Consider the following 14,022-nt stretch of genomic DNA (forward strand, 5'->3'; position numbering starts at 1 on the left):
CGGTGTCGGTTCCGGCTGCGGCTCCGGGGCCACCCTCGGTGTCGGCTCCGGCTGGGTCATGGGCGGCCCCTCCCCGGCTGTGGCCGCGGCCGCGGCGACGACGCCGTCCGCCCTGCCCTCCGTGCCCCCTCCGGCCGGGGATCCTGTGCCCAGGCGAACAACCGGCGCTCGGCGGCGACCAGTGCGCCGTTGATCGCCAGCCCTAGGGCACCCGCCCACACCACCCCGGCCAGCACGTCCCGGGTGCCGTCGGTGGCGTTCTGGGCCTGGGCGATGAAGATGCCGAGGCCCTGCCCGAAGCCGGAGAGGAGCTCCGTCGCGACGGCGACGATCAGGGCGACCGCGGCCGAGATCCGCACGCCGGCCGCGATGAACGGGGCGGTGCCGGGCAGCTCCACCCGCACCAGCACCGCGAGCCGTCCGAACCCGAAGGCGCGCAGGGTGTCCCTGGCCAGCGGATCGGTCTCGCCGAGGCCGTAGACGGTGTTGAACAGCACCGGCCACAGCGAGGCGTACGCGATCAGCGTCACCTCCGTCCGGGTGCCCGACCCGAGCAGCAGCGACACCAGCGGGATCAGCGCGACGGACGGCAGGGGCCGCAGGAACTCGAGCACGGCGCGGGTGGCGGCCTCCACCACCGGCACCGTGCCCAGCAGCAGCCCCAGCGGTACGGCGAGCGCGCAGGCGAGTCCGAGGCCGAGCGCCCAGGCCCGCAGCGTGACCCCGATCCCGTCGAGGAAGTCCCGGTCGCCCGCCAACCGGACGGCACGGACCAGGACGTCGGACGCGGGCGGCAGATAGCTGCGCCGGACGAGCCCGGCCCGGGACACCGTCTCGCAGATCCCGAAGGCCGCCGCCGCGCCGAGCAGGCCCAGCAGCGGTTCCTGACGCCCAGTCATGTCACCAGCAGGGGAGCCGGGTCGATGTCCTTCGTCAGCAGTCCCTGGCCGCGCATGAGCCGGACGAGCCGCCGCAGGACGGCCGGGTCGGCGGTCGCCGGATAGGTGGGCAGGTGGATCGACCTGGCCTGGTCCGCGGTCACCTTGGTGTACCTGGGCAGTTCGGCGCGCACCACGGAGGGGTTGCGGGCGGCCAGTCGGGATGCCGCCTCGACGGCGCGCCGGAACCCGGCGGCCGCCTTGGGGTTCTTCTTCACGAAGCCGGCGGTCGTGACGTACCCGCTGGCGGGCAGGCCCTTCGCCGGTCCCGAACCGCCGTCGAGCAGCACCCGCGCGCCCAACTCGCCCTGGACGGCGGTGTCGAAGGGCTCGACCGCGTGTACGGCGTCCACCTGGTCCCGTTGCAGGGCGGCCCCCATCTGGGGGAACAGGATCTGCCGGTAGACGGGGCGCCCGGCGTGCCGGGCGTCGAGGATCGCGTTCAGGGTCAGGGACTGGATGTTGTTGAGGACGGCGACGCCGACCTTCTTGCCGGCGAGGTCGGCGGGCGACTTCAGGGCGGAGTCCCTGGGCACGAGGACGTCCATCATGTGCGGTGCGATCCGTACGCCCTCGGCGAGGATGCGCAGGTCCAGGGTGCCCTTCTCGTACGCCTGGAGGTAGGTGACGTAGTTGGCGCTCGCGATGACGTCCACCTGGCCCTTGAGCAGCGCGGGCAGCGCCTGGATGCTCTGCTGCACGGGCTGGATGCGCACGTCCAGGCCTTCCTTGGCGAACAGGCCGCGGTCCCGGGCCAGGTAGAGGGCGGCGGAGTCGGTGAGCGGCAGGGCCGCCACGGTCAGCTGCTGCCGCCCGTCGTCGGAGTGCGAGGCGCCGCCGCTGTCGCAGCCCACCAGGATCAGCACCGCTGCGGCGGCCAGCGCGGCGAGGCGTTTCGTTCCCGAATGTGATCGACGTGACCGGTGTAACCGACGTAAAGGCATGTCGGCATCACTACCCGGATCTGTCATGATCTCTACAGGTCCGGACCGGCTTTCGGGGCTTACGGGTGAATCCGGCCGTCCGGCGACAGACGGCCGACGCGCCGGCGGGAAGGACACCCGGAGCCGACACGTCACGGGCAGGGAGCACCCGCTATGCCGAAGTTCCTCATCCAGGCCGCCTACACGTCCGAGGGCGCGAAGGGTTTGCTCAAGGAAGGCGGAGCGGGCCGCCGCGCCGCCGTGGAGCGGGTGGTCGCGGGCCTCGGCGGCACGGTCGAGACGATGTACTTCTCCTTCGGGGAGGACGACCTCGTGTGCATCCTCGACTTCCCCGACCCGGTCTCCATGGCCGCCGCCGCCCTCACCGTCAAGGCCAGCGGCGCCCTCCACACCCGGGCCACCCCCCTCCTCACCCTCGACGAGATCGACGAGGCCGCGCGCAGACAGGTCGACTTCCGCCCGCCGGGCGCGTAGGCGGACAGGCGCCGGGCCGAACACCGGCACAGGCACGGACGCGGGTCAGTGCTCCGTTCCCGCCGCCCACAACACGGTGTCGCCGGACTTGATCAGAACGTTCCCGTCGGCCTGGAACACGAGGACCGCTCCTTGGTGGCCATCGGTCCGTGACGCCCAGAGGGCCTGCCCCCCGCTGTTGTAGACCACCAGGTTGCCGTCGGGCTGGAAGCGGGCGGAGTTGCCCTCGCCGCTGGTCATCGCGGCCCAGCGCGCCTTGCCGTCCTGGTCGTAGATCACCAGGTTGCCGTCCTCCTGCATGACCAGAGTCCTGGCCGCGGTCCCCACCGACGCACCGGTGGCCAGGTCGAACGTGGCCTGCACGGTCTTGAGTGCCGCGTCGGCCGCCGGTGACTCCGGGGCCGCGGCGGACGCCGTGCCGCCGGATGCCTTGGAGGCGGCGGAGTGGGACGGTCGCCCCTGCTTCGACGGGGACGACTCGGCCGCGGAGCGCTGCGTACCGAAGTGGACGAAGGCCACCACGGCCACCACGACCGCGACCGCGGCGACGGCCGCGGCCGGCAGCCAGGCGGGCGGCCGGCGTCTGCCGGGCCCGGCCGGGGCGGCGAGGACGGACGTGTGTCCGGCTGCTCCGCTCGGAGGCGATTGCTGACCGGCGGGGAGCGTGTCGGAGTGATGGGCGAGGTCGACCACGGTGCGTGCGGCGTACTCGGCCTCGGTCACACTCGCGGTGAGCGCCGCAGGACCTTCCTGGGGCCAACGTCCGATCCGGCCGCCGAGCTCCGCCAGTCGTTCGCCCAGCCGGTCGGCGGTCGGGCGCTCGGCGGGGTCCTTCGCCAGACAGGCGGTGAGCAGCGGCACCAGTGCGGGGTCGACACCCGTGAGGTCGGGTTCCCCGTGGACCACGCGGTATAGCAGCGCGGCCGCGGAGATCTCCTCCCCCGCGCGCGAGAAGGGGCTGCGCCCCGTCGCGGCGTACACCAGCAGGGCGGCCAGCGAGAAGACGTCCGCGGGTGCGGCGGCGACCCCGCCGACGGCCTGGTCCGGGGCCAGGAACCCGGGCGAGCCCACGGAGACACCGACCCGGGTGTGCCTGCTGTCGTCGGTGGCCCGTGCGACACCGAAGTCGATCAACCGGGGGCGGTCGCGGGCCAGCAGGATGTTCCCGGGCTTGATGTCCCGGTGGGCGAGGCCGGCCTGGTGCACGGCCTGTACGGCGCCGCACAGTTCGGCGCCGAGCGAGAGCAACGCGGGTCGCGGCAGCGGTCCGTGGGCCGCGACCCAGTCGCCGAGCGAGGGCGCGGGCACGTACTCGGTGGCCAGCCACTGCGGGCGTTGGCCCGGGGCACTGTAGTCCACGACGGTCACGGTCCACGGGGAGCGGACGCGGTCGCTGTTGCGTATCTCGCGGGCGAACCGCTCCTCGAATCCCGGTTCGGAGCTGAGGTCGTCGCGGATCGTCTTCAGCGCGAGCAGCCGCCCCGAAACCGTACGGGACAAGAACACCTGTCCCATGCCGCCCGCGCCGAGCCGGCCGAGTAACGGATAGCCGCCTATGGACGTCGGGTCCGAAGGCTGGAGGTTGTTCATGACGACTGTTCTCCGGAAGTGTGCGGCAGCGCTCGAACCGTGCGCTGGGCCATGATCTGCGTAGCGGCTGAACCTGCGGTCCGCTGCCGGGAGTATGCCGGACGGCGCACACCCCGGCCCCGGAAACCGCACGCCGGGGCAGGGGCCACGGTAGGTTGGCAAGGGTGATCACCGTGGACCTGCATCCGATCTTCAAGAACAATCGTGACATTGAACTGACGTTGCGACAGACCCTCTTCAGGGCGGCGCACACGGGCGAGGACGTCGTCGAGTTCATTCCGGGCAAAGGATCGGGGCAGCTGAGGCAGCGGGTGCTGGCGTTCCTCGCGCAGAAGCACATCAAGAAGCTGTACCACGCCGTGGAAACCCCCACGGGCAACAGCGGCCGGGTCATCGTCCGCATGGTCGCGCCCGGGTCGGATCCCGCCGTGTGATCAGCCGTCCGAACGCCGGGAGTCGGCGGTGAAGGTGAGCGAACGAAGGTCGGCGTCCAGCACGCGGACCAGCTCACCCACCCGTCCGCCGCCGCTCGGCGCCGCCGGGAAGCGTCTGAGCACGTCGACCACGAGGGGCGTCGCGCGACGCACTGCCTGTTCGAGGTGCCCGGCGCCCGCGCCGCGATCGTCGCCGGCGGCGAGTTCGGCCGCTCTGGCCGCATGGGCGGCGGCTCCGAGAACGTGCTTGACCTGGGTGGCCTTGGCCAGGGGATGCAGGTAGGCGGCGCCCGCCGCGGACATCGCCGCCCACGCCGCCTCGCGCGCCGCCGCGCTGTCCGTGTCCTTGGCCGCCTTGAGGGCCGCCCACGCCGTGTCGCGCAGCGACCTCCCGCGTTCGCCGCCTCTGGCGAACTCCCACGCGGCACGGACGGCGTCCCGGGGCCGCGGGTCGTCCGGCCGGTCGGCCTCGAACATGTCGAGCACGGCCTCCGCGCACGCCGCGGCGAACGCGGTGACCTCGCGAAGGTCCTGCTTGCTCAGAGCGATCTCGGGCACGTCCGCCGTCATCGCCTCATCTTCCCCAGGGCGGCCCGGCCGTGTCAGCACATCCGCCACGGGCGGAGCATCTCGGGGTGCCCCGCTGGAGAACGTCCGTGCCCAGGCGGTCCACGGGGTGCCCAGCGCCGTCAACCGTCTGCTCGTCCTCAACGCGGACCCGCGGCCGGGACGCGGCACCGTCCTGCTGCTCCGGGAAGCCGTCGGCTACTGAAGATCCCCGCGTGGAACGCCCCCTCTGAACGCCCCCTCTAGAAGAACACCCCGCACCGCAGCAGCACGTTCGCGTACGGCCGGGCCTCGCCCGTGCGGACGACCAGGTGCGCGTCCGCCGACAGGGCCTTCAGCCGTTCGTGCGGGACCAGGGCCAGGTCGGGGAAGCGGTCGTCCAGGAGGGCTGCGGCGGCCGGGTTCGCCGCGCGGATCTCGGTCGCCGCCGTCGCGCCCTCCACGACCAGCTCGTCCAGCAGCCCCTCCAGCACCTCGGCGAAGGACGGCACCCCGGCCCGGAACGCGAGGTCGACGACGCGCGGCCCGCGCGGGATCGGCATCCCGGCGTCGCAGACCAGCACCCCGTGCCCGTGCCCCAACTCCGCCAGCGCACCGGACAGATGACGGTTGAGGATCCCGGCCTTCCTCACAGCGCCTCGACCTCCTCGGCCGTCGGGTACGACTCCTGCGCGCCCCGCTTCGTCACCGCCGCCGCCCCCACCCGGGCCGCGTACGCCGCCGCCTCCGCCAGCGGGGCGCCACCGCCGAGCCGTACCGCGAGGGCCGCCGTGAACGCGTCCCCGGCGCCCGTGGTGTCCACCGCGGCCACCCGCACGGAGGGCACCGCCGTCACTCCCCGGCCGTCGGCCACCAGCGCGCCGTCCGCGCCCAGCGTCACCACCACCGACCGCGGTCCCTTCGCGAGCAGCAGCCGGGCCCAGTCGGCCGGATCCCCGCCCACGCCCCCGTCCGCCGCACCGAGGATCACCTTCGCCTCGTGCTCGTTGACGATCAGCGGGTCGCAGGCCGCGAGCACCTCCGGGGGCAGCGGCGCGGGTGGTGACGGGTTGAGCACGAAGCGGCTGCCCGGCGCCAGGTTCCGCACCACCTCCACCACCGTCTCCAGCGGGATCTCCAGCTGTGCGGAGACCACCCGGGAGGCGCCCAGGAGGCCGGCCGCGGCCCGTACGTCCGCCGGTACGAGACGCCCGTTCGCGCCGGGGGACACCACGATGCTGTTGTCACCGGAGGGGTCCACGGTGATCAGGGCGACGCCCGTGGGGGCCCCGCCGACCAGCACGCCCGACGTGTCCACCCCGGCCGACCGCTGCGAGTCGAGCAGCAGCCCGCCGTGCGCGTCGTCGCCGACCCGGGCCAGCAGGGCGGTACGGGCCCCGAGCCGGGCGGCGGCGACCGCCTGGTTGGCGCCCTTCCCGCCGGGGTGCGTGGCGAGGTCGCCGCCCAGCACCGTCTCCCCGGCGGCCGGACGCCGCTCGACCTCGACGACCAGATCGGCGTTGGCCGACCCCACGACCAGGAGGTCGTACGCGTACATCACATGACTCCCTAAGCGAATGAGCGACGAGGCGGCCGGGCCGCACACCGAAGTGAACGGCCCGGCCGCCTCAGCGGTGCCTCAGCGGTTCGGCTGTGCCTCAGCCCGTGAAACCGGCCACGTTGGCCTTGGTGATCACCTTCACCGGCACCTTGATCATCGGGTCGACCTTCTTGTCCTTGACGGCCTTGAGGGCGTTGTCCACGGCGATCTTCCCGAGCTGGGAGGGCTGCTGCGCGACCGAGGCGTACAGCGTGCCGTCCTTGACCGCGGCCAGGCCGTCCGGGGTGCCGTCGAAACCGACCACCGAGACCGACGTACCGGCCTTGGACCCGAGCGCCTTGATCGCGCCCAGCGCCATCTCGTCGTTGGCGGCGACGACACCCTGGACGTCCGGGTGGGCCTGGAGCAGGTTCGACATCACGTCGAGGCCCTTGGTGCGGTCGAAGTCGGCCGGCTGCTGGGCCACCACCTGGATACCGGGGTAGGCCTTGAGCCCGTTGGCGAAGCCCTGCGCGCGCTCCCGGGCCGCGGAGGTGCCGGGCTGGCCCTGCAGGATCACGATCTTGCCCTGCCCGCCGAGCTTCTCGGCGATCGTCTTCGCGGCCAGCTCGCCGCCCCTGACGTTGTCGGAGGCGATCAGCGTGTCGGTCTTGGCGTTGTTGACGCCCCGGTCGACGGCGATGACGGGGATGTCCGCCTTGTCGGCGGCCTTCACGGAGTTGCTCGCCGCGTCCGAGTCCACCGGGTTGACGATGATCGCGCCCAGTCCGGAACTGGTGAAGTTCTGCAGCTGGTTGGCCTGCTGCGAGGCGTCGTTCTGGGCGTCCGTGACGGTCAGGTCCACGCCCAGCTTCTTCGCCTCGGCCTCGGCGCCGGACCGGATCTGCACGAAGAACGGGTTGTTCAGAGTGGACAGCGACAGCCCGACCCGCGGCGTGCCGGACCCGGAGCCGGTGTGCAGGAGGGAGGTGGCGGCCGCCAGCGCCACGGTGATGACCACCGCCAGCGCGTACGTCCCGGCCTGCTTCCCCTTGCTTCCGCCGATCCGGGGCGCCGCCGGGGTGGCCCCGGCCTTGCGGCGCATGGTGTCGAGGAGCACCGCGAGCGCGATCACCACGCCGATGACGACCTGCTGCCAGAACGCCGACACGTTGAGCAGGTTGAGGCCGTTGCGCAGCACGGCCAGGATCAGCGCGCCGATCAGCGTCCCGGACGCCTTGCCCGTGCCGCCGGCCAGCGAGGCGCCGCCGATGACGACCGCGGCGATCGCGTCGAGTTCGTAGCCGTTGGCGGCCTGCGGCTGCGCGGAGGACAGCCGGGCGGCCAGCACGATGCCCGCGACGGCCGCGAACAGCCCGGACAGCGCGTAGATGGCGAGCTTCTGCCGCGACACCCGCAGCCCGGACAGCCGGGCGGCCTCCTCGTTGCCGCCGATCGCGTACATGGAACGGCCGATGTAGGTCCGGCCGAGCACGAAGGCCGCGATCAGCCCCATGGCGATCATGACGAGGACCGGCACCGGCAGCCAGCCGCCGAGCGTGTCACCGAGGTGCGAGACCGAGTCGGGGAAGGCGATCGGGGAGCCCCCGGAGATCACCAGCGCCAGACCGCGCGCCACCGACAGCATCGCGAGCGTCGCGATGAACGACGGCAGCCTGCCGTACGCGACGAGGAACCCGTTGACGAGTCCGGCCGCGACACCGGTCAGGACCGCGAGGACCACCGCGATGACGACCGGCACCCCGTTCTGGGTGGCGCTCCAGGCCAGCACGGTCGCCGACAGGGCCGCGACCGAGCCCACCGACAGGTCGATGCCCGCCGAGACGATCACGAAGGTCACGCCGAAGGCGAGGACGGCCGTCACGGCCGCCTGGACGCCGACGTTCAGCAGGTTGTCGGTGGTCAGGAAGTCCCCGGACAGCGCCGACATGGCGATGACGAGGACGATCAGCGCGGTGAGCGCGCCGTTGTCGAGGAGCAGCCGGCGTACGCCACCGGCGCCCGTAGTGCTGCCCTTGAGCGTGTCAGTGGCCACGAGCGGCCTCCTTGTCGGTCGTGGTGGGGTTGCTGACGGCGAGCGCCATCACGGCGTCCTGGGTGGCCTCGTCCGCGGTCAGTTCGCCCGCGAGCCGGCCCTGGGCCATCACCAGCACCCGGTCGCTCATACCGAGCACCTCGGGCAGATCGCTGGAGATCATCAGTACGGCGGCCCCGGCGGCCGTCAGCTCATTGATCAGTTGGTAGATCTCGACCTTGGCGCCGACGTCGATGCCGCGGGTCGGCTCGTCGAGGATCAGCACCTTGGTGTCGGCGAGCAGCCACTTGCCGATGACGACCTTCTGCTGGTTGCCGCCGGACAACGTGCGCACGTGCTGGCCGAGGCCCGCCATCCGGACGCCCAGCTGCCCGGCGATCCGCTCGGCGGCGGCGTGCTGCGCCCTGAGATCGACGATCCCGGCCCGGGTCGCCCTGCGCAAGGTCACCAGGCCGAGGTTCTCCTCGACGGAGGCGTCCAGGACCAGCCCCTGCCCCTTGCGGTCCTCGGGGACGAGCCCGATCCCGGCGGACATGGCCGCGTTCACGTCGTGCCGCCGCAGCGCCGTACCGGAGACCTTCACGGTCCCCTCGTCATAGGGGTCGGCGCCGAACACGGCCCGTACGACCTCCGTACGGCCCGCGCCCACCAGGCCCGCGACCCCGACGACCTCGCCGGCGTGCACCTCGAAGCTCACGTCGTGGAAGACGCCGTCCCTGGTCAGGCCCTCGACGGTGAGCAGCGCGGCACCGGTCTCGGCCCGCTCGCGCGGGTACTGCTGCTCGATGGAGCGCCCGACCATCAGCCGGACCAGCTCGTCCTCGGGGGTGGTGGCGGGCACCTGGCCCACGCTCTTCCCGTCCCGGATCACCGTCACCCGGTCGCCCAGGGCGGCGATCTCCTCCAGGTGGTGCGTGATGAAGACGATCCCGACGCCGTCCGCGCGCAGCCGGCGCACGATCGTGAAGAGCTTCTCCACCTCCTCGGTGGTGAGCACCGCGGTCGGCTCGTCCATGATGAGCACCCGCGCGTCCAGGCTGAGCGCCTTGGCGATCTCCACCATCTGGAGCCGGGCGATCCCGAGCTCCCGGACCCGCGCCCGCGGTGACACGTCGACCCCGACCCGGCGCAGCAGGACCTCGGCGTCGGCCTCCATCCGCTTGCGGTCGATCACCCCGAACCGGCGCGGCTGCCGGCCCAGGAAGATGTTCTCGGCGACCGTGAGGTCCGGTACGAGGTTGAACTCCTGGTAGATCGTCGCGATCCCGAGGCGCTCGGAGTCCTGCGCGCCGTGGATGCGCACCTCCTCGCCGTCGGCCAGGATCCGCCCGGCGTCGGGCGTGTAGGCGCCGGAGAGCATCTTGATGAGGGTGCTCTTGCCCGCGCCGTTCTCACCGAGGAGTACGTGCACCTCGCCGCGGCGCAGATCGAAGTCGACCCCGTCGAGCGCGATCACGCCCGGGAAGGACTTCCTTATGCCCTCGATGCGCAGCAACTCGTCCTGGTTGCTCACGACTGGCTCCTGTTCTGAACGTTCTGGACCGGGCTCGCGCCGCACGAACGGCGGACGACGAGCCGGGCGGGGAGGGTCACGGACTGCGGAGGCCGGCCCTCGATACGGTCGACCAGCGCCCGTACGGCGGCGCGCCCCAGTTCGCCGGTCGGCTGGGCGATCGCCGTGACGGGCGGGTCGGTGTGCACGAACCACGGGATGTCGTCGAACGCGGCCAGCGCCACGTCGTCCGGCACCCGCAGGCCGCGCGCCCGGACGGCGTCCAGCGCGCCGAGCGCCATCAGGTTGTCGGCGGCGAAGATCACCTCGGGCGGTTCGGGCAGGTCGAGGAAGCCCTCGGTGACCCGCCGGCCGCTCTCGGCCTGGAAGTCGCCCTGGCCTATGTAGGCCTCGGGGAGCGGGACGCCGTACTCGGCGAGCGCCTCCCGGAAGGCCCGCACCCGCTCACTGCCGGTGGTGGTGGCCGCCGGCCCGGCGATGATCGCGAGCCGCCGGTGCCCCAGCCCGTGCAGGTGGGCCACCAGGTCCCGGACGGCGGCCCGGCCGTCCGAGCGGACCACCGGCACGTCGACGCCCGGGATCCACCGGTCGACGAACACCATCGGCGTGCCGCCGCGCGCCGCCTCCAGCATCAGCGGCGAGCCGCCGTCGGTGGGGGAGACGAGCAGCCCGTCGATCCGGCGGTCGAGCAGGGTCCGTACGTGGTGGTCCTGGAGCTCGGGCCGTTCGTCGGCGTTGCCGATGATGACGCTGTAGCCGAGGGCGCGGGCCGCCTCCTCCACGGAGCGGGCCAGCTCGGTGAAGTACGGGTTGAGCACGTCACTGATGACCAGGCCGAGGGTGCGGGTCTGGTCGGTGCGCAGGGAACGGGCGACGGCGTTCGGGCGGTAGCCCAGCGCCGCGACGGCGGCCAGCACCCGGGTACGGGCGTCGTCGCTGACCGACGGATGGTCGTTCAGGACGCGCGACACCGTGGCGACGGAAACACCGGCCGCGGCAGCGACGTCCTTGATGCTCGCCATCGCCGCTCCACCTCCTCGTGGAACTCGGGCCCCGTGCGTGGAATCGATTACACGGGTGCGTGTACGGAGGATTGGAATCGATTACACGGGGGTGGGGCAAGAGGGCGAAGGTGGCCGAAACCGAATCGTGACTGATCGGGCCGTCGGGGCGCGCCGGGGCGCCGGCGCCCTCGGGGGTCAGTCCCCCGCGGTGACTCTCACCAGCGCACCGCGGTGAAGTCCACCGGGCGGGGGTGCAGGGTGTGGGTGCGGGCCGCCAGGCGTCGGAGGCGGGCGGTCATGTCGTCGGCGGGCAGGCGGCGGCGGTCGCCGTGACCCGGGAGCAGCCACTCGAAGCGCAGCCGGTCCGCGGTCCGGGTCAGGGAGGCGGCCAGTTCGCGGATCGAGTACCAGGTGACGCTCTCGGCGACCTCGATGTCCGCCGTCGTACGGGACCAGTAGAAGCTGTCGCCGCTGAAGCAGTACCGGTCGTCGGCGAGGTAGAGCACGCTGCCGCGCGTGTGGCCGGGGAGGGGGAGGGCGAGGACGCCGTCCGCGATCCCGGTCGGTGCGGTGCCGCGCAGCACCCGGTCGGCGTCCGGGGCGGCGTCGAGGTCGCCCTCGTGGATCCAGAGCCGGGCGCCGAACCGGTCGGCGTACCGGCGGCCGTGCGCGGCGTGGTCGCGGTGGGTGAGCAGGACGTCGGTGACCGGGCCGGACGCCTCGTAGCGGGCGGCGAGGGCCGGGCTCCAGCGGGGCGTGTCCACCATCATCGACGTGCCGCCGGGGCGGCGCAGGAGGTAGGAGTTGGCGCCGGCGGTGTGCGGGGAGTTGTGCCCGCACAGCGCCACCGTGTCGTCCAGGGCCAGCGGGAACGGGTCCCGTGCCGCGTCCAGCCGGCCGCCCGGAGGACGCACGGACCGGGTGGGGCAGGCGTGCGCGGCCGCGTGCAGCAGCCCGGCCTCCGCGGCGTCGCGCGGCTGGCGCACCACCGCCGAACGGCCGCCCACCTCGGCGATCAGCCCGGGGGCCAGCTGCCGCGCGACGTCGCAGTTGGTGCAGCGCGCGTCCACCTGCCAGCCGTGTGCGGCCTGTTCGCTTCCCGCCATGACCCGGTCCCCTTCCGCATCCGTACCGCCGGTCGTCTCAGGGGTATCCCCGGCGGAAGCGAAAGCGGAAGGGGGGCCAGGCCTGTTGCTTTCGGCGCGGGGCTGCTCTGCGTGTCAGGCCATCGGCTTCGGCTTGAGGACCGCGAAGACCGCGCCCTGCGGGTCGGCGACCACGGCCATCCGGCCGGCCATCATGTCGAAGGGCGGTGCGAGGACCGTGCCGTTCCGCTTGACCAGGGCGTCCACGGTGGAGTCGACGTCGTCCACCGCGAAGTACGTGAGCCAGTGCGGCGGGGTGCCGGGCCGGTCGTCACCGAGCCGGGCGGCGCCGCCGACGCCCCGGCCGCCGACGTTCAGCGCCCAGTAGTTCCCCTCGGCACCCTCCATCGGCTGGATCTCGATGCCGAAGCACTCGCCGTAGAAGCCGGTGGCGCCGGGCACGTCACTGGTGTTCAGCTCGTTCCAGATCAGCGCGCCCGGCTCGTTGACCACCCCGGCGCCGTGGAACTCGCCCGGCTGCCACACCCCGAACACCGCGCCCTGCGGGTCGGCGGCGATCAGCATCCGGCCGATGCCGCCGACGTCCATCACCGGGGCGATCAGCGTGCCGCCCGCCGCGACGACGGCGTCCTGGGTCGCCTGGGCGTCGGTGCTGGCCAGATAGGTGGTCCACACGGTCGGCGGCTCCGGCTGCCCCTCCGGCGCCATGGCCGCGCCGATGCCGGCCACCGGCCTGCCGTGCAGCGTGCAGACCGCGTACCCGCCGAAGTCGGCCCCGCCGACCTCGCCCTGCCAGCCGAAGAGGTCCCGGTAGAAGTCCAGCGCCGCCTGCTGGTCCTGCGCCATCAGATCGACCCAGCACGGGGTGCCGGTCGGGTACGGAGTGGTGATCTCGGGCATCTGAAGCTCTCCCTGCGCGCGAAGAAGTTCCCCGCCGCCCACCATCACCGTAGCGACGGTTTCCCGCCACCGGAACGACCGCGGTCCTACGCTCGCCTCACCTGTGCACCGGCTCCCCGCACGCGGAACTCGTTGCCGTCGGGGTCGAGCATCAGGACGCCGTCGAGGCCGCCGTCGCCCGCGCCGCCGTCGCCCGCGCCGCCGTCCGTGCGCGTCGCGCCCAGCGAGACCAGGCGGCCGATCTCCGCCTCCCGGTCGGCGCCGACGGGAATCTCCAGCTCGACGTACAGCCTGTTCGGACCCGTCTTCCGGGCCACGGGCGGTCCGCCCCACGTGATCTTCGTACCGCCGGCGGGCGACTGGATCGCGGTCTCCTCGTCCTGGTCCCATACCAGCGGCCACCGCAGCGCCTCGCTCCAGAAGTAGCCGACCTCCTGCGTGCCGTCGCAGGCCAGCGCTCCGATGGAACCGGTGCCTGCGAGGAACTTGTTGCCCGCCTCGATGACGCAGAACTCGTTGCCGTCCGGATCGGCGAGCACGACATGCCCCTCCTCCGGGAGCTGTCCCACGTCGATGTGGCTCCCGCCGAGCTCCAGCGCCCTCGCCACCGTCCGCCGCTGCTCCTCCGGGGAGGCGCTCGTCAGGTCGAAGTGCGCCCGGTTCTGACCGGTCTTCGGCACCTGGCTCGGCAGGAAACGGATGCGGAAGCCGGAGCCGTCGGGCGGAAGGATCGCGACGCCGTCGCCCGGTCCCGCGGCCGGTTCCCAGCCCAGGACCCCGGACCAGAACCGCGCCAGGGCCGACGGCTCGGTGGCGTTGAAGCAGATCGCGTACAGCTGACTGGTCATACCCCGCGCATCTCCGATCCACCGACGGCCGACACGGTCCCTCGCCTCATCCGGGGGCGCAGCCTAGGGCGGCCGCGGGGCCGCCCGCATCCGGGTTTCTCACCGGGTGGGCCCGGCGGTCGGCGCCTG

Annotated in this window: 14 protein-coding genes; 2 read left to right on the top strand and 12 right to left on the bottom strand. The window is 72.9% G+C overall.

Translation table 11 applies throughout. From position 1 onward, the window contains the following. Positions 1–56: 56 nt before the first annotated feature. Both AB0G52_RS06320 and AB0G52_RS06325 read right to left on the bottom strand, forming a co-directional pair. Complete coding sequence (locus AB0G52_RS06320) at positions 57–899, bottom strand: ABC transporter permease (protein WP_132886944.1); 843 nt, start codon at positions 897–899, stop codon at positions 57–59. Further along, positions 896–1,804, bottom strand: coding sequence for an ABC transporter substrate-binding protein (locus AB0G52_RS06325; RefSeq protein ID WP_361334216.1), 909 nt, complete (start codon positions 1,802–1,804; stop codon positions 896–898). Before AB0G52_RS06325 ends, AB0G52_RS06320 begins: the two co-directional genes overlap by 4 nt. Before the next feature lie 231 nt (positions 1,805–2,035). Here AB0G52_RS06325 and AB0G52_RS06330 point away from each other — a divergent pair, with 231 nt between their 5' ends. Further along, entirely contained in the window at positions 2,036–2,356 is a 321-nt protein-coding gene (locus tag AB0G52_RS06330; protein ID WP_132886942.1) for a GYD domain-containing protein, read from the top strand. A gap of 45 nt (positions 2,357–2,401) precedes the next feature. Here the strand turns inward: AB0G52_RS06330 and AB0G52_RS06335 are convergent, their stop codons facing one another. Further along, complete coding sequence (locus AB0G52_RS06335; protein WP_132886941.1) at positions 2,402–3,946, bottom strand: protein kinase; 1,545 nt, start codon at positions 3,944–3,946, stop codon at positions 2,402–2,404. A 164-nt stretch (positions 3,947–4,110) separates the two neighbouring features. Here AB0G52_RS06335 and AB0G52_RS06340 point away from each other — a divergent pair, with 164 nt between their 5' ends. After that, the gene (locus AB0G52_RS06340) at positions 4,111–4,380 is read left to right on the top strand and encodes a Smr/MutS family protein (RefSeq protein WP_361334219.1); all 270 of its coding nucleotides are present in this window, start codon (positions 4,111–4,113) and stop codon (positions 4,378–4,380) included. Here the strand turns inward: AB0G52_RS06340 and AB0G52_RS06345 are convergent, their stop codons facing one another. From AB0G52_RS06345 to AB0G52_RS06385, 9 genes are all read right to left on the bottom strand, one after another. Further along, the gene (locus AB0G52_RS06345) at positions 4,381–4,950 is read right to left on the bottom strand and encodes a putative immunity protein (protein WP_361334222.1); all 570 of its coding nucleotides are present in this window, start codon (positions 4,948–4,950) and stop codon (positions 4,381–4,383) included. A gap of 239 nt (positions 4,951–5,189) precedes the next feature. Beyond that, a complete protein-coding gene (rbsD, locus tag AB0G52_RS06350) occupies positions 5,190–5,579 on the bottom strand; it encodes a D-ribose pyranase (protein ID WP_132886937.1) in 390 nt (129 codons plus the stop codon). Further along, positions 5,576–6,484, bottom strand: a complete 909-nt coding sequence (locus AB0G52_RS06355; RefSeq protein WP_132886936.1) for a ribokinase — start codon at positions 6,482–6,484, stop codon at positions 5,576–5,578. The genes rbsD and AB0G52_RS06355 overlap by 4 nt, the downstream gene beginning before the upstream one ends. Positions 6,485–6,584: 100 nt before the next feature. Beyond that, positions 6,585–8,522: a substrate-binding domain-containing protein gene (locus AB0G52_RS06360; protein ID WP_132886935.1), complete on the bottom strand. Its 1,938-nt coding sequence runs from the start codon at positions 8,520–8,522 to the stop codon at positions 6,585–6,587. After that, positions 8,512–10,035 (bottom strand): sugar ABC transporter ATP-binding protein, encoded by a 1,524-nt coding sequence (locus AB0G52_RS06365; RefSeq protein WP_132886934.1) that lies wholly within the window; start codon positions 10,033–10,035, stop codon positions 8,512–8,514. Before AB0G52_RS06365 ends, AB0G52_RS06360 begins: the two co-directional genes overlap by 11 nt. Beyond that, positions 10,032–11,057, bottom strand: a complete 1,026-nt coding sequence (locus AB0G52_RS06370; RefSeq protein ID WP_132886933.1) for a LacI family DNA-binding transcriptional regulator — start codon at positions 11,055–11,057, stop codon at positions 10,032–10,034. Before AB0G52_RS06370 ends, AB0G52_RS06365 begins: the two co-directional genes overlap by 4 nt. 197 nt (positions 11,058–11,254) lie before the next feature. Further along, positions 11,255–12,145 carry an MBL fold metallo-hydrolase gene (locus AB0G52_RS06375; protein WP_361334227.1) on the bottom strand — a complete coding sequence of 297 codons (891 nt, stop codon included), beginning with the start codon at positions 12,143–12,145 and terminating at the stop codon, positions 11,255–11,257. Positions 12,146–12,259: 114 nt separating this feature from the next. Further along, positions 12,260–13,045: a VOC family protein gene (locus AB0G52_RS06380; RefSeq protein WP_361334230.1), complete on the bottom strand. Its 786-nt coding sequence runs from the start codon at positions 13,043–13,045 to the stop codon at positions 12,260–12,262. Between the two features lie 86 nt (positions 13,046–13,131). Next, complete coding sequence (locus tag AB0G52_RS06385; protein WP_361334233.1) at positions 13,132–13,893, bottom strand: VOC family protein; 762 nt, start codon at positions 13,891–13,893, stop codon at positions 13,132–13,134. Positions 13,894–14,022: the final 129 nt, after the last annotated feature.

The organism is Streptomyces sp. NPDC021562, assembly GCF_040640875.1.
Taxonomy (GTDB): Bacteria; Actinomycetota; Actinomycetes; order Streptomycetales; family Streptomycetaceae; genus Streptomyces.

Coding starts and splice junctions, on each gene's coding strand:
- AB0G52_RS06320 (WP_132886944.1), bottom strand. CDS start 899: ATGACTGGGCGTCAGGAACCGCTGCTGGGCCTGCTCGGCGCGGCGGCG.
- AB0G52_RS06330 (WP_132886942.1), top strand. CDS start 2,036: ATGCCGAAGTTCCTCATCCAGGCCGCCTACACGTCCGAGGGCGCGAAG.
- AB0G52_RS06335 (WP_132886941.1), bottom strand. CDS start 3,946: ATGAACAACCTCCAGCCTTCGGACCCGACGTCCATAGGCGGCTATCCG.
- AB0G52_RS06345 (WP_361334222.1), bottom strand. CDS start 4,950: ATGACGGCGGACGTGCCCGAGATCGCTCTGAGCAAGCAGGACCTTCGC.
- AB0G52_RS06355 (WP_132886936.1), bottom strand. CDS start 6,484: ATGTACGCGTACGACCTCCTGGTCGTGGGGTCGGCCAACGCCGATCTG.
- AB0G52_RS06370 (WP_132886933.1), bottom strand. CDS start 11,057: ATGGCGAGCATCAAGGACGTCGCTGCCGCGGCCGGTGTTTCCGTCGCC.
- AB0G52_RS06375 (WP_361334227.1), bottom strand. CDS start 12,145: ATGGCGGGAAGCGAACAGGCCGCACACGGCTGGCAGGTGGACGCGCGC.
- AB0G52_RS06380 (WP_361334230.1), bottom strand. CDS start 13,045: ATGCCCGAGATCACCACTCCGTACCCGACCGGCACCCCGTGCTGGGTC.
- AB0G52_RS06385 (WP_361334233.1), bottom strand. CDS start 13,893: ATGACCAGTCAGCTGTACGCGATCTGCTTCAACGCCACCGAGCCGTCG.